General features: G+C 73.4%; 17 protein-coding genes. 11 read left to right on the forward strand and 6 right to left on the reverse strand.

Annotated features, from left to right (window positions below; genetic code table 11):
* Positions 1 to 2 precede the first annotated feature (2 nt).
* A complete protein-coding gene (locus ACZ6KO_RS26150; RefSeq protein ID WP_469306449.1) occupies positions 3 to 1316 on the reverse strand; it encodes a ricin-type beta-trefoil lectin domain protein in 1314 nt (437 codons plus the stop codon).
* A gap of 200 nt (positions 1317 to 1516) precedes the next feature.
* On the opposite strand from ACZ6KO_RS26150, the gene ACZ6KO_RS26155 reads away from it, so the two are divergent.
* Positions 1517 to 2509, forward strand: a complete 993-nt coding sequence (locus tag ACZ6KO_RS26155; RefSeq protein ID WP_469306450.1) for a flavin-containing monooxygenase — start codon at positions 1517 to 1519, stop codon at positions 2507 to 2509.
* Positions 2510 to 2527: 18 nt separating this feature from the next.
* Here the strand turns inward: ACZ6KO_RS26155 and ACZ6KO_RS26160 are convergent, their stop codons facing one another.
* Positions 2528 to 3604, reverse strand: a complete 1077-nt coding sequence (locus ACZ6KO_RS26160; RefSeq protein WP_469306451.1) for an MBL fold metallo-hydrolase — start codon at positions 3602 to 3604, stop codon at positions 2528 to 2530.
* A gap of 200 nt (positions 3605 to 3804) precedes the next feature.
* On the opposite strand from ACZ6KO_RS26160, the gene ACZ6KO_RS26165 reads away from it, so the two are divergent.
* Complete coding sequence (locus tag ACZ6KO_RS26165; RefSeq protein ID WP_469306452.1) at positions 3805 to 4950, forward strand: alpha/beta hydrolase; 1146 nt, start codon at positions 3805 to 3807, stop codon at positions 4948 to 4950.
* Between the two features lie 188 nt (positions 4951 to 5138).
* Complete coding sequence (locus ACZ6KO_RS26170; RefSeq protein WP_469306453.1) at positions 5139 to 6500, forward strand: AMP-binding protein; 1362 nt, start codon at positions 5139 to 5141, stop codon at positions 6498 to 6500.
* A 21-nt stretch (positions 6501 to 6521) separates the two neighbouring features.
* On the opposite strand, the gene ACZ6KO_RS26175 is transcribed toward ACZ6KO_RS26170, so the two are convergent.
* Positions 6522 to 7106, reverse strand: a complete 585-nt coding sequence (locus ACZ6KO_RS26175; protein WP_469306454.1) for a TetR/AcrR family transcriptional regulator — start codon at positions 7104 to 7106, stop codon at positions 6522 to 6524.
* 150 nt (positions 7107 to 7256) lie between these two features.
* Between ACZ6KO_RS26175 and ACZ6KO_RS26180 the strand changes: the two genes are divergently transcribed.
* Together ACZ6KO_RS26180 and ACZ6KO_RS26185 are read left to right on the forward strand one after the other, a co-directional pair.
* Positions 7257 to 7682, forward strand: coding sequence for a hypothetical protein (locus ACZ6KO_RS26180; protein WP_469306455.1), 426 nt, complete (start codon positions 7257 to 7259; stop codon positions 7680 to 7682).
* Between the two features lie 212 nt (positions 7683 to 7894).
* A complete protein-coding gene (locus ACZ6KO_RS26185) occupies positions 7895 to 8941 on the forward strand; it encodes a calcium-binding protein (RefSeq protein WP_469306456.1) in 1047 nt (348 codons plus the stop codon).
* 61 nt (positions 8942 to 9002) lie between these two features.
* Here the strand turns inward: ACZ6KO_RS26185 and ACZ6KO_RS26190 are convergent, their stop codons facing one another.
* The 3 genes from ACZ6KO_RS26190 to ACZ6KO_RS26200 all read right to left on the reverse strand — a co-directional run bounded on the left by ACZ6KO_RS26190 (position 9003) and on the right by ACZ6KO_RS26200 (position 11619).
* Positions 9003 to 9785, reverse strand: coding sequence for a YqjF family protein (locus tag ACZ6KO_RS26190; protein WP_469306457.1), 783 nt, complete (start codon positions 9783 to 9785; stop codon positions 9003 to 9005).
* Positions 9786 to 9843: 58 nt separating this feature from the next.
* The gene (locus ACZ6KO_RS26195; protein WP_469306458.1) at positions 9844 to 11001 is read right to left on the reverse strand and encodes a helix-turn-helix transcriptional regulator; all 1158 of its coding nucleotides are present in this window, start codon (positions 10999 to 11001) and stop codon (positions 9844 to 9846) included.
* 234 nt (positions 11002 to 11235) lie between these two features.
* Complete coding sequence (locus tag ACZ6KO_RS26200) at positions 11236 to 11619, reverse strand: hypothetical protein (protein WP_469306459.1); 384 nt, start codon at positions 11617 to 11619, stop codon at positions 11236 to 11238.
* A 422-nt stretch (positions 11620 to 12041) separates the two neighbouring features.
* Here ACZ6KO_RS26200 and ACZ6KO_RS26205 point away from each other — a divergent pair, with 422 nt between their 5' ends.
* From ACZ6KO_RS26205 to ACZ6KO_RS26230, 6 genes are all read left to right on the forward strand, one after another.
* Entirely contained in the window at positions 12042 to 13559 is a 1518-nt protein-coding gene (locus ACZ6KO_RS26205) for a hypothetical protein (protein WP_469306460.1), read from the forward strand.
* 114 nt (positions 13560 to 13673) lie between these two features.
* On the forward strand, positions 13674 to 14051 hold the full coding sequence (locus tag ACZ6KO_RS26210; protein ID WP_469306461.1) for a hypothetical protein: 378 nt from the start codon (positions 13674 to 13676) through the stop codon (positions 14049 to 14051).
* 104 nt (positions 14052 to 14155) lie between these two features.
* A complete protein-coding gene (locus ACZ6KO_RS26215; protein ID WP_469306462.1) occupies positions 14156 to 15103 on the forward strand; it encodes a class I SAM-dependent methyltransferase in 948 nt (315 codons plus the stop codon).
* Entirely contained in the window at positions 15100 to 15648 is a 549-nt protein-coding gene (locus tag ACZ6KO_RS26220; protein ID WP_469306463.1) for a hypothetical protein, read from the forward strand. The genes ACZ6KO_RS26215 and ACZ6KO_RS26220 overlap by 4 nt, the downstream gene beginning before the upstream one ends.
* A gap of 119 nt (positions 15649 to 15767) precedes the next feature.
* Complete coding sequence (locus ACZ6KO_RS26225) at positions 15768 to 16628, forward strand: hypothetical protein (protein ID WP_469306464.1); 861 nt, start codon at positions 15768 to 15770, stop codon at positions 16626 to 16628.
* Between the two features lie 424 nt (positions 16629 to 17052).
* Positions 17053 to 17457 (forward strand): aggregation-promoting factor C-terminal-like domain-containing protein, encoded by a 405-nt coding sequence (locus tag ACZ6KO_RS26230; protein WP_469306465.1) that lies wholly within the window; start codon positions 17053 to 17055, stop codon positions 17455 to 17457.
* Positions 17458 to 17514 lie beyond the last annotated feature (57 nt).

The following is a 17514-nucleotide window of genomic DNA, read 5'->3' on the forward strand; positions in this document are numbered from 1 at the left end:
GGTCAGCCGGTGAAGGTCCACTTCTGGTTCGGGTTGCCGCTGCACCACCAGGTCTGGACCGGGGTCGCGTCGGCCGGGTTCTGTTCACGCACGTCGACGCATTTGTCGGCCGGGACGTTCACCAGGTCGCGGGTGGTGCCGTTGTGGTCGAACCGCTGCGCGCCGGTGCCGTTGCAGTCCCACAGCTGGACCTTGGCACCGGGTTCGGTGGAGGCCGCGTCGACGTCCAGGCACTTGCCGAGGGCCCGCACGGTGCCGTCACCCGGCAGGGTCCACCGCTGGGCGCCGGTGCCGTTGCAGGTGTAGAGCTGGACCCGGGTGCCGTCGGCGGTCTGCGAGCCCGCCACGTCCAGGCACTTGCCGGCCAGGCCGACGAAGGTCCCGGTACGCCCGCCCCCGCCGCCGTCCGAGGTGCTGACCCGTACGTGGTCGACCACGAGCCGGCTGGGGAACTGCGTCGTGCCGTCCGGGTCGCCCGGCCAGTCGCCGCCCACCGCGAGGTTGAGGATCAGGAAGAACGGCTTGTCGAACACCCAGGTGCGGCCGCCGAGGTCGGCGGGGGTCCGGCGCTGGTAGACCTGTCCGTCCACCGACCAGGTGACCGAGCCCGGCGACCAGTCCACGGCGAAGGTGTGGAAGTCGTCGGCGAAGGCGCGTCCGCCGGACAGGGTGTACGCGGCGCCGATGCCGCCGCCGCCCGAGTACCCCGGCCCGTGGAGGGTGCCGTGGACGGTCGACGGCTCGTACCCGACGTTCTCCATCACGTCGATCTCGCCGCTGGCCGGCCAGCCGACCTGGCCGATGTCATGGCCGAGCATCCAGAAGGCGGGCCACATGCCCTGTCCGCGCGGCACCTTCATACGGGCCTCGACGTGCCCGTAGGTCTGGGTGAACCGGCCGGCGGTGTTGAGGCGGGCGGAGGTGTACTCGCACCGGCCGTACCAGCACTGGTAGTTGCCGGGGTTCTCGCGGCGGGCGGTGATGACCAGGTTGCCCTGACCGTCGAGCGCGGCGTTGGACGCGCCGGGCGTGTACCACTGGCGTTCGTGGTTGTTGACGTTGTCCCCGGTCTCGATCTGCCATTTGCCGGGATCGACGGCGGCTCCGGCCGGACCGTCGAAGGAGTCCTCGAAGGTGACGGCGCCGACGCCGTGGGAACCGGTCGCCCCGGTGACCACGGCGGCGGCATGGGCCGCCGCCGTCCGGGTGGCCTGCGGGGCGGCGGAGGTGGCCGGTCCCCAGCCGAGGGCGAGGGTCAGGCAGGCGGTGACGAGCGCCGCCCGTCGTAAGGCGCGGCCGCGTGTGGGGGTGGGCATGGGGCCTCGATTCGCATGCTGGTCCAGACCTGCGTGTGAGGGGAGTGAACTCCCGTGACGCGTCCCGGTCAAGCCTGCGGGGCCGCCGTACCCGGCCGCCGTACCCGGCCGCCGCCGGGGGCGGGCCCGGGCGGGGACCGATCGCGCCCCCACGCGCCGCGCCCTTCCGGTGCCGGTGGTGCGGGTGGTCTCATCTGCCCATGACCGAGACCTCTTCCCGCGACCTGCGCGTGGCCGTCATCGGCGCCGGGCCGGCAGGGCTGTCGATGGCACGGGCGCTGCGCCGCCTGGGCATCGGCTACGACCAGTTCGAGCGGCACGGCGACGTCGGCGGCATCTGGGACCTCGACAACCCGGGCACCCCGATGTACGAGTCGGCGCACTTCATCTCCTCGCGCAAACTCTCGGGATTCTTCGGCTTCCCGATGCCGGACTCCTTCCCCGACTACCCGAGCCATCGTCAGATCCTCTCCTACACCCGCTCCTTCGCCGATGCGTTCCACCTGCGCGACGCGATCCGCTTCCACACCTCGGTCGAGCGCGTCGACCACGTAGACCATGTAGACCACGCCGGCCACGTCGCGGACGGCGGGCGGGACTGGGCGCTGTCCCTGTCCGACGGCTCCACGGCGACGTACGACGCCGTCGTCTGCGCGACCGGCGTGACCTGGCAGCCGCGCCTCCCGCGGCACCCGGGGGCCTTCGACGGCGAGGTGCGCCACTCCCGCACCTACCGCGACCCCGCGGAGTTCCGGGGCAAGCGGGTACTGATCGTGGGGCTGGGCAACTCCGGGGCCGACATCGCTTGCGACGCCGCCCGCAACGCCGACGCCGCCTTCGTCAGCGTCCGCCGCGGCTACCACATCATCCCCAAGCACATCTTCGGCATACCGGTCGACGAGTTCAGCGAGAGCGGCCCGCCCCTTCCCCTGACCTTCGAACGGCCCTTCTTCAGCGGCCTGCTCAGGCTGATCCAGGGCGATCTGACCAGACTCGGGCTGCCCCGGCCCGACCACAAGCTGTTCGAGACGCACCCCCTGCTCAACAGCCAGCTGATCCACCACCTCCAGCACGGAGACGTCGCGATCCGCGGCGACGCCACGACCTTCAAGCGGTACCTGCGCAAGGTCCGCCGCGACCTCGGCTGGAGCGACCTCGTTCCCGGCATGTTCGACGGGGCGCGGCGCGCCTGAGCGCCGCCGCGGGGACGGTCACCCGTCGGATCCGGGGCGCGGCGCGTCCGCCTCGGGGTCGGGGTTCTGGAACGCCGGCCGGGACCAGGGCGCGTCGGCGCCGCCCGACTCCGGGCGCAGGCCCAGTTCGCGGAGCTGGTTGACGGCCATCATGGCGGTGAACATCGCGTTCGGATTGGCGCCGCCGCCCCCCAGGCCGGCGAAGGCCTCCCCGTACCGGGCGGCGAAGGCGCTCGGCCGGATCGGTTCGTCGGCCGCGGTCAGGCGGAGTGCCGCCTCCTGCAGGGCGACCGCCTGGTCCAGCAGGCCGTCCAGGTACGGCGCCACCTCGGCGCCGCGCCGCACGGCGAAGGTGTGTCCGTCCGTCAGGAGCGCCGCCTCCCCCTCCTCGAAGAGGCGGGCGACGGAGCCGAGCACGGTCTGGATCTTGAGCTGGTCGGCGTCGGCCATGGCGCCGCACGCCCCGTTGCCCTCGTCGGACAGGTGGAGGACGCCGCAGTCCCGCAGGTGCACGATCACGTGCCCGGCGCAGTGGCCCTGGCTGCGCAGCACGCGGACCGCGCCGTCGGCGAAGTTCCAGCCGGTGAACCGGGTGGAGCCGATCCGGATCCGCTCCAGCGGCCGCTCCTCGTAGGTGCGGGTCGTCGCCCCGAACGGGCGCATCGGCCGGAAGAGCGACGTCAGCGCGGCGGCGGCCCGTTCGGACGCGGGCAGCGGCGTCACCCCGGCGACGCGGGCCAAGGACCGCACCCAGTACGACAGCGGGTCGCGCATCTGACCGACGTCGGGCGCGGGGACGTAGTGCTCGGCCGGTACGTCCAGCTCGTCGGCCAGGTCGTTGTTGGCGACGTGGTCGGGATGGCCGTGCGTGGTCAGCAGCAGGGCCCGGGACCAGGGCCCGACACGGCCTGCGGCCTCCCGCAGCGCGGCGCGGAAGCCCGTCGTGACACCCGTGTCGACGAGTACGAGGGTCTCGCCTGCCCGGTGCACCAGGGCGTTGGCGACGTCCGGCCGGCCGTGCGTGACGTCCAGCTCCTGCCCGAGGACCAGCACGGTCCTGTCGTCGATCTCGATCAGGTCGCCGAGCGCGGTCATACGTCCTCCCGCGGTCCCGTCGGGCACCGCGACGAACACGAGGTGCCAAGGGCCTCCTGCGGACGAGCCTACGCCGCACCCGGCGCGGTGTCCCGGGGAGCCGCCACCCGGACGGTACGGCGTCACCCGTCACGTCACGGTGCGCGGCCGCGCGGCGTGGTCGCTTGCCCGCTGGGGAGGCGGGCCGTGTCATGGGTGGCGTGGTGAACCTTCCCGCGCGCCGTTCCCTGCTCGCGGCCGGTGCGGGCGGATCCCTCGCGGCCGTGTCCGCGGCCTTCCTGCTCCGGGGCGGGGCCCGTCCCGGAGCGGCGGGACCGGCACCGCCCGCCACCGCGCCCGTCCCGTCCCCCTCCCCGTCCGCCTCTGCCTCCGCCTCCGTCCCCGGCGCCGCCTCACTGCGCACCGACCTGACCCTGCACAGCCGACTGCTCGGCCGGGGGGTCCCGTACAGCCTCTACCTGCCCGCGGGGGTGGACTCCGCGCCCGAAGGCCGCGGCGGGCCGGACGGGGGGATCCCGGTCCTCTTCCTGCTGCACGGGGCGAGCGGGAAACACACCGACTGGGCCGTCAAGGGCGGCATCGTGGCGACCCTGGAACGCGCCATCGCGGCGGGCCGGATCCCGCCGTGCGCCCTCGTCATGCCGGACGCCCGGCGCGACCCCGGCAGACCGGGCGGCGGGGCGGACGAGACGTTCTACATCAACGACCTGGGCGCCACCGATGCCACCCCTCCCGGCGATCCCAGCGGCTCCGCCGATGCCACCGGTCCCACGGAGGCCACCGGAGGCATCGGGTCCGCGGGCCGCCTCCTGCGCTACGAGGACATGTTCATCGAGGAGTTCGTGCCGGCCGTCGAACGGGCCCACGGGCTGGGCGGCCGGCCGGAGCGGCGCGCGGTGGCCGGGCTCTCCATGGGCGGTTACGGCGCGCTGATGTACGCCCTGCGGTACCAGGGCGTGTTCGGTGCCGCCGCCGGCCTGAGCACGGCCCACTTCACCGACGAGGGCTACCGCTTGATGCCGATGCCGGAGTGGAACCGCTTCTTCGGCCACGCCTTCGGCCGGAACCTGGCCGGATCCGCCCGGCTGACGGACCGCGCCCAGGAGTACAACCTGGCCCGCATCGTCCGGCGCACCCCGCCCGTCCGGCTCCGGCGCACCCGCTACCACCTCGGCTGCGGCACGGAGGACTTCCACCACCTGCTGGGGACCGCGGATCTGCGGTCCGCGTTCGCGGCCCGCGGCGTGGACGCCGAGGTGCTGCTGGCGCCGGGCGGCCACGGCTGGTCGTACTGGAGCGTCGCGGCGGGGCCGATGCTGGACTTCCTGGGGCGGCAGTTCGCCTGAGTTCCCGGGCCGTTCCTCCTGGTGAGGGGCTCTCATTGGATCTTCTGCCGAGGGAGTGCCGCGGCGGTGGTCGGGACAGCGCATTGCGCGGGGGCACGGCGCGGGATTGGCTTGCCGCACAGCGCGACCAGCACGCGGAAACCCGTACGCGAGAACCCGCACGCGCGAACCCGTACAGAAGAAAGCGAATGGCATCCATGCTCGACGGCTGCACGCCCTGGCCCGAGGAGTTCGTCGACCGCTACTGGTCCGCCGGGCACTGGCGCGGCAACACGCTGGACAACCTGCTCCGCGGCTGGGCCCTGCAGTTCGGGCCCCGGACCGCGCTCGTGCACGGCGGCACCCGCCTCACGTACGGGCAGCTGAACCGGCGCGTGGACCGCATGGCCGCCGGGTTCCGGCTGCGCGGCCTGCGGCCCGGCCAACGGGTCGTCGTCCAGCTGCCGGACGTACCCGAGCTCGTCATCACCACCTTCGCCCTCATGCGCGCCGGCGCGCATCCCGTGCTCTGCCCGCTCGCACCCCACCGCGCCGCCGAGGTGCCGGAGATCGTACGGCTCACCCAGGCCGTCGGGTACGTCGCTCCCTCGACGCACGAGGGCTTCGACCACACGGCGATGGCCGCGGACATCGCGGCCCGCTGGCCGTTCCTGCGCCGGGTCTTCACCTTCGAGGAACCCGGCACGCCCTCCCCGTACGGCGGTCTGACGACCGATCCGGCCGGCTGCCAGTACTCCCCGCTGGGCACCATCGACGCCGCGCCCGAGCCGGCCCTCGCGCAGAGCGCCGACGAGGTGGCCCTCTTCCTGCTCTCCGGCGCGACCACGGCACAGCGGCCGCTGCTCGTGCCCCGCACCCACAACGACTACGCGTACCAGGCGCGGGCCGCCGCCGCGGCGGTGTCGCTCACCGAGGACGACGTGTACCTGGTCGGGCCGTCCGCCGAGTCCCCCTTCGCCGTCGGCTGCCCCGGTGTCGTCGGCACCCTCTCGGTGGGCGGCACCGTCGTCCTCCCCGATGCCCCGGGAGCCGCCGCGCACCTCTCCCTCGTCGAGCGGGAGCGGGTCACCCTCACCTCCCTGGAGCCGGCCACCGCCCGGCTCTGGCTCGACGCGTTCCCCGGGGTCCGCGCCGATGTGAGCAGTCTGCGCCTGGTACAGCTGGGCGGCGCGCCCCCGGACCGCGCGACGGCCGGACGGATCGGCGCCGCGTGGGGCTGCCGCCTCCAGCAGGTCTTCGGCATGGCCGAGGGGCTGGTGACGCTCACTGCGCCCGTCGGTCCGGACGCGTCGGGGCTGAGCACCCATGGCCGTCCGCTCTCGCCCGACGACGAGATCCGCATCGTCGGTCCGGGCGGCGAGGACGTGCCCGAGGGGGAGCGCGGCGAACTCCTCGTCCGCGGCCCGTCCACGCTGCGCGGCTACTACCGGGCGCCCGTCCCCGATACGGGCTCCTTCAGCGACGACGGCCACTTCCGCACCGGCGTCCTCGCGCGGCGCACCCCGGACGGCGACCTGGTGGTGACCGGCCGCCTCACGGAGCGCGCGTAGTCCCCACGGGCCGGGAACCCCTCAGCGCGCCACCCCTTCGGCTGCCGCGATGCCGGCGATCACCGTGTCCAGGCCGGCCTTGATGCGGTCGAGATCCCAGCCGCGCTCGGTGCGCTGGAAGGCGAACAGGCCCGGTGTGTACGCCATGAGGAGCAGGTCCGCCACGTAGGCGGCGTCGGTAGCGGGGGCGAGCTCGGCGACCATGCCGGTGATCTGCTCGTGGTGCCGGCGGAACGGGGCGCTGTGATAGCGCCCCGCCGGCGCGCTCGCCTCCGCGAGGAGCAGCAACTCCCGGTTGTCGTCGACGAGTTCGGCCAGACCGTGCAGAAAGGCCCGCAGTCGGTCGTACGCCGGCGCGGCGCCCCCCTCGTGGCGCCGCGCGAACGCCTCCTGGAAGCGGGTCTCGTTGTCCTCGATCAGCGCGTAGACGAGCCCCGCGCGGTTCTGGAAGCGCCGGTAGACCGTGCCGACCCCCACCCCGGCCTCCTTGGCCACCGCGTCCAGGGGCAGCTCGGCGAAGCTGTCCGCCGCGAGCAGCCGCCGGGCGGCGTCGAGGATGCGGAGGCGGTTGCGGGCGGCGTCGGCGCGCTCGGTGGGGGCGGTCATGCGGAGCAGCCTAGCGGACGTACCGGAGAAGTCTCCGGTTACCCCTTGCGAATCGGAGAGCTCTCCGCTTAGTCTTGCGACAGGTCAACCGGAGAGTTCTCCGGTTGATGGTCGGAGCTCCACCACGCCTCACCGCAGGGAGATGCACCCATGACCGCCACCGTCACCCCCCTCCTGAACGGCCAGTTGATCGGCATCACGTACCACGCGATCGCTGCCGTGCGGGACCAGCTCCTCGCCGCCTCGGGCCTGACCTTCCACCAGTCCGTGGCGCTCAAGGCCGTCGCGGACGGACTCGACCGCGCCGGCGCCGTCGACCGCATGACGGCGACGCTGAAGACCGGCGCTCCGGCGGCAGCCGCCCTGCTGGACGAACTCGTCGACGCCGGGCTGCTCGACAGCGCCGGTTCATCCCTCACCGACCAGGGGGAGCGGATGCACCGAGCGTTCACGGACGCGGTGGCCGGGCTCACCGAGCGGCTGTACGGTGACCTGCCGGAGGCCGAGCGCGAGATAGCCGGCCGCGCGCTCGCCCACGTCACCGCCAGGGCGAACGCCGAACTCGCCGCCGGGTAGACAGGCACCCAGATCTCCGGCCGGTTCCTCATGCCCAGTTGCCGGATGGGATCGCTGGGGCCAGGATGGCGGTATCGGCCCGTGCTGCCCTGAGAAGGTCACAGCGGAGGTGCTCGATGAGGCGTCTGTGGATCCCATCGGGAGTTCTTGGCGCCGTAGTCGCCACTCAAGTGTTCACGGCCACTCCTGCGCATGCGGCCACGGCCGTCAGCGTGAGCGAAGGGCGGCTGACCGTGACGGCAGCGTCGGGCGAGGCCAACTACATCGAGGTCACTCCGCTGTCGAGTGGCTTCTACCTCGTCCGCGACATGCTGGACTCCGTTGTCGCCGGCACGGGCTGCACGCCCTTCGGTTCGGGGGTCCGCTGCTCGACGGTGGGGGTCAAGGGCATCGTGGTCAACGCGGGAGACCTGGACGACTACGTGCGTGTCAGCCAACTCGTCTCGGCGCCCGCCATTTTGCGTGGGGGCGCCGGCAACGACCTGATGTACGCCGGCGGTGGGCGCACCCGGCTCGACGGCTTCACAGGCTCCGATGTCCTCCACGGCGGCCCGGGCAAGGATGCACTGCTCGGTGGCAGCCAGGTGGACACGCTGCACGGTGGCCGCGGTGACGACGGCTTGGACTCCGGGACCGGCAGCGACCGGGTGTTCGGCGGGGACGGCGCCGATGATCTGTCCGGCGGTACGGGTGACGACCTGTTGAACGGCGAGGACGGCCACGATGTCGTCCGCGCGGACGAGGACGCCGACACCCTCTTCGGTGGGGACGGGTTCGACTCCGCGGTGTACAGCGAGCGCACCAGGAACGTGAACGTCTCGCTCGACGACCGGCGCAACGACGGCTCCGGGTTCAGTGTGGACGGACCAGGCGACAACGTTCGAAGCGACGTGGAGAGGGTCTTCGGCAGCTTCTCCTCCACCAACACCCTGGCCGGCAGTGATGGAGCCAACCACCTGTACGGCGGCCAGAGCATCGACGTCATACTCAGCGCCGGGGGCCCTGACCTCCTCGTCGGACTGGACGGCGCGGACCACATCCAGGCAGGCGCGGGAGACGACACCATCGACGCCGGTCCGGGCAACGACACGTACCTGACCGGCGATGCCGGGAACGACACTGTGTACGGTGGCGCGGGCCGCGACCATGTGAACACGGTGGACGGCACCTCCGGCAACGACACCGCAGACGGCCAGGGCGGTACCGACCGCTGTCAGACCGACCCCGGTGACACGCGGGTCGGCTGCGAGACGGAGTGACCACCGGGCCGGCCGGCGAAACCACCACGTGAACGACGCGCCGGCCAACAGGGCGAACGCACTAGAGCTGCGGGCGCGGGTGGGGGACGGTGGTGGGGGCGGCGGAGGCCGGGGCGCGGGACGGGCGGCCGAGCCGCACTGGGACTCCGGGCGAGTACAGGACGCTGACCGGGGCCTCGCGCGGCGTCGGAAGGCCGGCGCTGGCCAGCAGGTCCTCCTCGCACGCGAGCAGCTCCGCGCGGTACAGCGGCCAGCGCGGATGATCGTTCGGGAGGTACGCCGCCCCGCCGAAGAAGGCGTTGTGCATGCCCCACCGGGCGGTGAGGAAGTGCTCCAGCTCGGTGGGCTCCTCGATCCGCTCGCCCCTGGCCACCGTGATGCGGCTGCGCGCCCCGCGCGGTCCGGGCCAGCGGCGGGAGCTGGCGTACTCGACGGTGTCGCCCTCGGTACGGACGCTCATCCGCGACCACAGGTACGGCAGCCGGAAGCCGACCCGTCCCATCACGACCGGGATCAGCCGCGAGGCGTCCATCGACCGGAAGACGACACCGCGCCGTCCGTGCGCGTCGACCGAGTACAGGCGCACGTTGGTCTCCGGAAACGAGCCGAAGTAAGGCATCCCGGGCAGCCGGAGCCACCCGACCCGGTGCATCCGGAACGCCACGAGCCCGACGTACGTGACCCCCTCGTACGTGTCGGGCACCGTCCCGGCCGGCAGCAGCGGAGCCACGACGTCCGGGTCGACGGCCCAGTGGATGAAGGAGAGGTCGAGCCACTCCTGGGTCAGGAGCGGGTCGCCCACGACGGCGGGCGCGTCGGGGGTCACGGTCGAGGGCGGCTGCACGCGGCCAGCATGCCAGACCGCTACCGGCGGCTCCCCCGCACCCCGCGCACGGCCGGGATCAAGGCGCCGTCGTCAACCAGCCGCGCGAGCCCATGCCCCGGCCGCGCTCGACGTCGGGCCGGTAGTGCCGGAAGTACAGGAGCTGCAGGAGCCGGCCCCGGCTGTTCGTCCCGGTCTTGTCGAACACCTTCTTCAGGTGGTCCCTGACGGTGTGCGGGGATATCCCGAGATCGTTGGCGATCTCGGAGTCGGACCGGCCGTAGACGACCAGTCCGGCGATGTGCTGTTCCCGGGCCGTGAGACCGTAGGCCTCCATCATGATCCCGACGACGTGCTCGGGGCGGCTGGGCTGGACGACGACCGCCGTCCGCCCCTCCGTGTCCATGCGGGTGGCGGTGAGAGACAGCCACTGCCCGGTCCGGCCGCGCACCCGCGCGGCCGACTCGCCCGTCGCGCGGGCCTTGCTGCACGCGTGCAGGACCGGCTGAGGGAGCCGGCCCGCCGGTCCGCCCGCTCCGGTGGCGGTGCCGCCCAACTCGTCGAGCCATCTGTGCCCCGTCGCGGTCACACCGTCGAGCGCGCCCTCGGGGTCGAAGGTCAGCAGGCCGGGTGCGGCGGGATCCGGGGACGCGGCCGGATCCGGGGACGCAGCGGTGATGACGTCGTGGCGGAGGTACGCGCGACGCAGCGCCGGGGCGATCAGCGGCGCGAGCGCCGACACGGCTGCGATCTCGGCGTCGCTGAACGCAGGCCGGTCGCCGCCGCGGTGCAGGACCAGCGCCCCCCACACGGTCCGGCCGCCGCACAGGAGCACGCGGACCTCGTCGCCCATCCCGGCGGGCCGGTAGACGTCGCGGTAACGGGTGCTGCGCAGCGGCCGGTCGCCGGTGGCCCGCCACAGACCGGCCGCGATCCGGTCGCCGCGCGCGAGGTCCGGGAACTGGTTGACGTCCGCCTCACCGTGCTCGATCTCCAGGAGCCGGGGCAGATGGGTGTGGGGGACCCCCTTGTCGTGAAATCCACCGGTGTGCAGGAGCGTTGCCGGATCGAGCGTCAGCCCGCACACGCCGTCCGCCCCCGTCACCGCGGGGAGGACGTCGTTCAGCCGGGCGAACAGCGTCATCGGGTCCGGCAGCCCCCGGCCCAGTTCGTCGATCCGTGCGCGGGCACGGCGTAACGCGGCATCGCTCGGCGCATGTGAGTTCGATCGGGTCATTCAGGTCTGCTACCACACCGCATCGATGCGTGAAACCCCCACTTCCAGGGATCGAAGGGTTCCGGCCGCCGGAGATAGCGTCGTCCCCGCACGACAGACCCGGCCACGCCCACCGCGTCCGACCCAGGACCGCGCCGCGCATCACACCCACGTGTCCCGCCCCGCCCCGCATACGCGGGCGGGCCGCCTCTCCTCGGGGGAGGAGGCGGCCCGCCCGTCATCCGGCCCTGCGGCTCAGCACTCGCGCAGGCCCGGCGCGGGGTCCACCGACGTGTGGACGTCCACGGCCGGGACGTTGCCCCACTGGCCGTTGTCCAGCTGCGTCCAGTACCAGACGTTGTTGCCGCCGGCGTGGTTGTCGCCGCGGCCCCAGCACTGGAACCAGCTGAAGCTGGTGTTCAGCGGTCCGCGCACCGCGGAGTTGTAGCGGCGGTGCTCGTAGCCCTTGGCCCCCGCCCGGTTGCCGCAGTGGAGCTTGCCGTCGGAGCGCACACCGCATTCGGCGGCGGGGGCACCGGGCGCCGCCTGGACCGCGGCGGCGGGCCCGGCCACGGTCGTCAGCCCCATCGTGAGCGCGGCAGCGGCGACACCGAGCGTGATCTTCGTACGTGCGGACATGGTTCCTCCTTGACAGTGGCTCCGGAAAAGGAGCCCGATGGGGATGTGCGCGGGCCACCGGCTCGTGGCGGGCGGCGACGCGTTGGTGACGCGTTCGTGAGGCATGACGTGGGGAAGGGCGGCGAGGCGGCACCGCGGTACCGCGGGACCGCGACGGGCGGCGTCTCCCCCGTACTCCCCGCCGCCCGGTCGCGGCCCGCCCTTCGACAGTGGGCCGCGACGCCCCCTGGTGTCCAGGAGGCCCGTGTCGCCCATCGGGACGGGAAACGGGAAACCCCGGGAAACCCACGGCCGCCCAGGAACCCCCAGACTCGGCCGAATCGCTGACACGCGCCGGTCCGCGGTACAGAATCGAGCCGGGCCGGCTGACGTGGGGTCGAGGGGCGGGGACGGGGGCGTCGATGGGGCGGACACTGCGCGTGGTGACCGGCGTGCTGATGGCCGTGGTGGCGGGGTTCGTGCTCTGGTACGCCTCGTACGTCACCACGATCGTCGTCTGGGAGTTGCGCAAGCTCTTCGCCTGGTTCGCCCTGCCCGTGCTGGCCGCCGCGGTCACCGCGGCGGGCTGGCTGGTGGTGGCATGGCTGCGGCGGCGCGCGGGGCGCGGCGCGGGCACCGGGAACGCGGCCACCGCGCTCGGATGCCTGGGCGCCGCCGTCGGGCTGGGCCTCACCATCGGCTGGCTGGTGTACGGCTCGTACCTCCAGGACCGCGCCTACATGGCCACCGCCCGGATCGTGACCGAACCCGTTCCCGGTCTGGCGGCCCGCTCGCCCTACGTGGTCGGCAAGTCCCAGGCCGCCCCGCACCTGGGCGATGTCACCGGTGAGATCGCCGACATCACCTACCTCCCCGACACGGACCGCTTCGCCACCCTGGTCGAGCGGCGCGGCTGGCTGACCGGGTACGAGGTCGGCCTCGTGCAGGACGTCCCGCTCGGCGGCGAGAGCCGGAGCAAGGAGCGCTGCGCGTTCGACGTGTCCGCGGCGGACGCGCGGATCGGCGGCTGGTTCACCCACAACCTCGGCAGGAGGATCTCGGCGGAGAAGCGCTGGGTCCGCTTCGAGGCCGAGGACGCCTACGTGACCTGCTCGGGCGGTACGCCCGTCGTGGTCGTCCCGCTCAAGCGGCAGACCGGGTTCTTCGTCGTGACCGAGCGCCCCGCCGGCGTCGCGCTCTACGACGGGCGTACCGGCGAGCTGACCGTCACCACCGACACCTCCGCCGTGCCCGGACCGTCCTACCCCCTCAGCCTCGCGGCCCGCCAGCGGGAGGGGACGGCCGCCGTGGGCGGCTTCAGCGACTGGTGGTTCGAGCGCAGCGGCTGGGACGCCTCCGAGGACGGCGCCAACGAGGGCAACGAGTCCGAGTTCACCCTGCGCCACCGCGAGGAGGCCGGGCGGAGCATGTACGTCACCCCGCTCACACCGCAGGGGGAGGCCAGTTCGGTCGTGGCCGTCTCGACGGTGCCCACCCGCCACGAGGGCGGCGGGCTCGCGCCGATGACCATCCACCGCCTCGATCCGGCGTGGTCGTCCCCGAAGGCGCTCGTCGCCCTGATCAAGGCCGAGTACCGGGACGTGTGCTGCTACAACGACGACGAGGTCTTCGAGGTCGTGCCGACCGGCGGCAGCACGTGGACGGCCACCGTGGGCAGCGAGCAGAACATCCGGTACCGGGTGGAGGGCAAGGGCCAGGTGGCCGGCCGTGAGGCGACCTGCCTGAAGGCCGCCGACGGAGCCCTCATCCGCTGCGCGTACGCGGTGCCCGGCTCACCCGAGGAGCAGGAACTCGCGCGCCGCGAACAGCAGAAACGGCAGGAGACGGGCGCGCGGAACCCGGGGGACCCAGGTGATCTGACCGGCTACACGAACGAGCAACTGGCCGACCTCCAACGCCGGATGACCGAGGAGATCGGACGCCGTCTGAAGGCGGGCTGAGGACCGGCCGGCGGCGGTCCGGCAGGCCGGGGACGGGACGTGGCCGGTCCGGCGGGCCGGGGACGGGACGTGGCCGCCGACCCGCCGCGTCCCGACCGGAGTACGCTCGGCCCCGTGCCCCGCTCTTCGAACCAGCCCCGCCGGCTCGTGGCCGACGGGCGCACCTTCATGTGGACGGTCCGCCACGGTCACCGCGTGCTGGAGGACGGCGGCTGCCGCAAGACCCTCAGCCTGCACGCCCATCCGCCGGGCACCGGCGGTGTGCTCCGCCTCGTCTTCGACGAGGGCCCCGGCCGGTACGTCGCGGGCTTCACCACGGGATCCGGAGAGGTGGGCGAGGTCGGCACCGGCGCCCTGAACCTGCACGAACCGGGCACCGTACGGTTCCTGCTCGACTCGGCACTGGCCCACGGATGGGAACCGGACGGGCGACGGGAGACGAGACTCGACGGCTGGACCTTCCTGGCGGCGGCGGTGGCGGCCCGCGGCTGAGCCCCCGACGCCGCAGGACCCAGGACCACGCCCACCCCGCGTCGACGGCCGGTGGGGCGTTCTTCGTCGGCGTGCCCGTCCGGCTGCGGTTAGGGTGTGCGACCGTGCCTCATCTCGAGATATCCGACCTGATCACCGCCACGGACCCGGTCGACGGAGCGCGTCTGCCGGTCCGCCGGGACGACGTGATCCGCCGGCTCCGTGAGGCGGGCGATCCGCGCGCGGCCCGTATCGTCGCGACGCTGCCCGCCGACAGCGACGGCGTGCTCGACCCGTACGCCGTCGACCGCCTGATGATCGGCGTGCACACCGAGCTGCAGCGGCTCAGCGAGGAACTGCGCCTCGGCGAGCGCCTCGTCCACGTGCTCCGCCCCCTCTTCGCCGCGCTCCGCGCGACCGCCGGGGACGGCCGGTCCGCGGAGCCGCTGCGCCTGGTCGACATCGGCTCCGGCCTCGGGTACCTCGTCCGCTGGCTCGCGGCCACCCGCGCCCTCGGCCCCGGCGTCGAACTCGTCGGCGTCGACCTCGACGCGGCGCTGGTCGGCGAGGCCGAACGGCTGGCCCGCGCGGAGGAACTCGACTGCCGTTTCGTCCACGGCAACGCCTTCGACCTGCCGGAAGCCGCCACCGTCTACATCTCCACCGGCGTCCTGCACCACTTCCGCGGCCCCGCCCTCACCGCGTTCTTCCGCGCCCAGGCCGCCTCGCCGGCCCTCGCCTTCTGTCACTTCGACATCGCCGCCAACCGGTTCGCCCCCGTCGGCGCCTGGATCTTCCACCGGGCCCGGATGCGCCACCCCCTCGGCCGCCACGACGGAGTCTCCTCCGCCCTGCGCGCCCACACCGACGAGACGCTCCTGCGCGCCGCGACGGTCCCGGGCATCCGGCCCCTGCTGTACGAACCCCGGGGTCTGGCGAATCCCTTCTGCACCACCCTGCGCCCCGTCCTGGGTGTCCGCCCCCATCTGGAGGCCCCGCTGCGCCAGGCCATGGGCGCCCGCGCCGCCCGGCGCCTGGTGGGGCCGGAGCAGCTCGCCGGGACCGCGCGGTGAACCCGGCCCTTCTCGCGTTCGCGCTGGGTCTGCTCGGCCTCGTCGACGCGGCGTTCAGCGGATTCAGGGCCTACGCCGGGCGCGACGCCCGGATCCGCAAGCACCGCGCCGTCGCCCGGGCGGCGGCGCGGGGCCTGGCCGTCGGCGCCGTCCTCCTGCTCGCCCCCGCGCTGACCGCCGCCGGCGTCCTGCTGGCCGCCGCCGACCCGGCCCGCACGTACGCCGTCCTTGCAGACGGCGCGATCGGCTACCTCGCACCGCTGGCGCTGTACGCCGCCGCGGTCCTGCTCTCGCTCGCGGCGTACTTCGTCCTGCCCTTCCGGGCCAGCACCCTCGCCATGGTGGTGGGCCTGGGCCCGCTGACCCTCCTGCGGCCGGTCGCCGTTGGCATCGCCTGCGTCGGCGCGTTCGTGTGGGGCGGCGCGGGCTCCCTGCTGGTCGGCGCGGTCGCGGGCGCCGCGGTCCTGTCGGTGGAGCCCTTCGTGCACCGCCGCTGGTACGCCGAGGCGCTCATGGCCGACCGGAGCCCGAGCCCACGGCCGTGACGAGCGCATCGGCGGCGCCCCGGCCCAAAGATAATTGAACATGTTCAGGGCGGCTGGCAGTATGGCCGTGCGCAGACCGCGGGGTCACCGCGCACGGCGCGCCGGGAGGGGGAGTGCCCGTGGACGCCAAGCGTTCCTACGGTCGGCTGCTGGTGGTCTCGACGCTGGTCCTGTGCCTGGAGGCGACGCTCACGCTGGTGGGCGGCGTGTTCGTCGCCGTGACCCGGGAGCCGCTGCACATCGACGACTACCTCCAGGCGGCGGCGACGTTCGTGTCCCTCTCGGGGGTGCTCGCGCTCGCGGCGGCGCTGCTGTCCCTGGTGGTGGTGTTCCCGGCCGTCGCGCTCGGCGACCTCCTCGGCCGCCTGACCGGCGGCCGGGACCTGTGGGCGGCGGTGCCGTTGCTGGTCGGGGTGGTGCTCGCGCCCCTCGCGTGGGCGGCGAGGGAAGGCGGCTGGACCACGCACACCGTGCAGGTGACCTGGGCCGTCGCCACGGCCGTCCTCTCCGTGGCCGCCCTGGTCGGCCGGCTGCGCCGGGAGGGGCTGACCGGCCTGGTGGCGACGCGCGGCACGGCGTTCGTGGTGGGGGCCGGCCTCCTGGGTGCCTTCGCGCTGTGGACGGACATCGTCCCGAGGTACCGGCCGCCCGCGATCACCGAGGCGGCCGTGGTGGGGGTGTGGTCCGACGGGCGGGGCGCCTATCTGACCTTCGACGCGGACGGCCGGGTGACCGCGGAGGGCATCGACGAGTTCTGGCCCGACGGCGGCTCCAGCGCCGTACGGCGCAGCTGCTCGGGCACGGGCACCTGGACCTTCACGGCCGGCCGCACCACCTGGAGCCAGCGGGTGGCCGTCGAGGTGGCGGGCTGCGCGCTGCCGGAGTGGAGCGTGTCCGGTACCGCCGCACGCCTGGAGCTGTTCCACTTCATCGGCGACCGGGACGACGACGACCGCTACGAGCTGAAGAAGCGCGGCTAGCCGTGGTCCTCCCGGCCTTCTCGTCCACCCGACAGGTGTCCCGCCCGGATTTTTCGCGCATCCGCGGGTACGAACGGTGACGTTCGGTGAGATTCGGGGGCCCGGGAGGTGAGCCGCCCCATAGGGCCCAGGTCACACACGAACCGGGATAGTAGTCATGAACCGCCCGATTTCACCTTCCCACGGCCATTCCCACCTGCGCGGACGGGCTCCCCACCGACCCCGCGGCCCCGGTCCCCTCCTGCGATGGCGCTTCGTAGGAGGCTTCGTTGCCAGGGCTTCGGCGGCCTGGCTAACTGGTGTTGTCGCCAAGGCGGCCGGGGCGCACCGCCCCCCGCCGGACGAACCCCTCTCCCTCGCGTGAGTGGCTCACGCATGTCTTCGGCATGCGGCGACCGCCCTGTCCCCTACGGAAGGTCTTCCGTTGTCCATCTCCGTCATCCGCCGCATCGCCGCCTCCAAGAAGACTCTCGCGGGCACCGTTGTCGGCCTCGCCGCCGCCGGTTCCATGCTGGCCGCGGTTCCCGCGCAGGCCGCCCCGTCGAGCGCCAAGGCGATCGCCCGGCAGATGATCAAGGACCCGGCCCAGTACGCGGCTTTCGACAAGATCGTCACGCACGAGAGCGGCTGGAACCACAAGGCCACCAACGCCTCCTCCGGCGCCTACGGCCTGGTCCAGGCCCTGCCGGCCTCGAAGATGGCCTCCGCGGGCGCGGACTGGAAGACCAACCCGGCCACCCAGATCAAGTGGGGCCTGGACTACATGAACGAGCGCTACGGCAGCCCGGTCAAGGCCTGGAACTTCTGGCAGGCCAACCACTGGTACTAAACCACCGGCGGACAGCAGACACACGGAAGACGCCCGGCCCGGATTACCCGGCCGGGC

It is taken from the genome of Streptomyces sp. NPDC042102 (assembly GCF_055582305.1).

Bases quoted from the DNA above. Each gene is read 5' to 3' on its own strand.
- ACZ6KO_RS26160 (WP_469306451.1), bottom strand. From the start codon at position 3,604: ATGACCGCGCTCGGCGACCTGATCGAGATCGACGACAGGACCGTGCTG.
- ACZ6KO_RS26180 (WP_469306455.1), top strand. From the start codon at position 7,257: ATGACCGCCACCGTCACCCCCCTCCTGAACGGCCAGTTGATCGGCATC.
- ACZ6KO_RS26200 (WP_469306459.1), bottom strand. From the start codon at position 11,619: ATGTCCGCACGTACGAAGATCACGCTCGGTGTCGCCGCTGCCGCGCTC.
- ACZ6KO_RS26170 (WP_469306453.1), top strand. From the start codon at position 5,139: ATGGCATCCATGCTCGACGGCTGCACGCCCTGGCCCGAGGAGTTCGTC.
- ACZ6KO_RS26195 (WP_469306458.1), bottom strand. From the start codon at position 11,001: ATGACCCGATCGAACTCACATGCGCCGAGCGATGCCGCGTTACGCCGT.
- ACZ6KO_RS26155 (WP_469306450.1), top strand. From the start codon at position 1,517: ATGACCGAGACCTCTTCCCGCGACCTGCGCGTGGCCGTCATCGGCGCC.
- ACZ6KO_RS26175 (WP_469306454.1), bottom strand. From the start codon at position 7,106: ATGACCGCCCCCACCGAGCGCGCCGACGCCGCCCGCAACCGCCTCCGC.
- ACZ6KO_RS26150 (WP_469306449.1), bottom strand. From the start codon at position 1,316: ATGCCCACCCCCACACGCGGCCGCGCCTTACGACGGGCGGCGCTCGTC.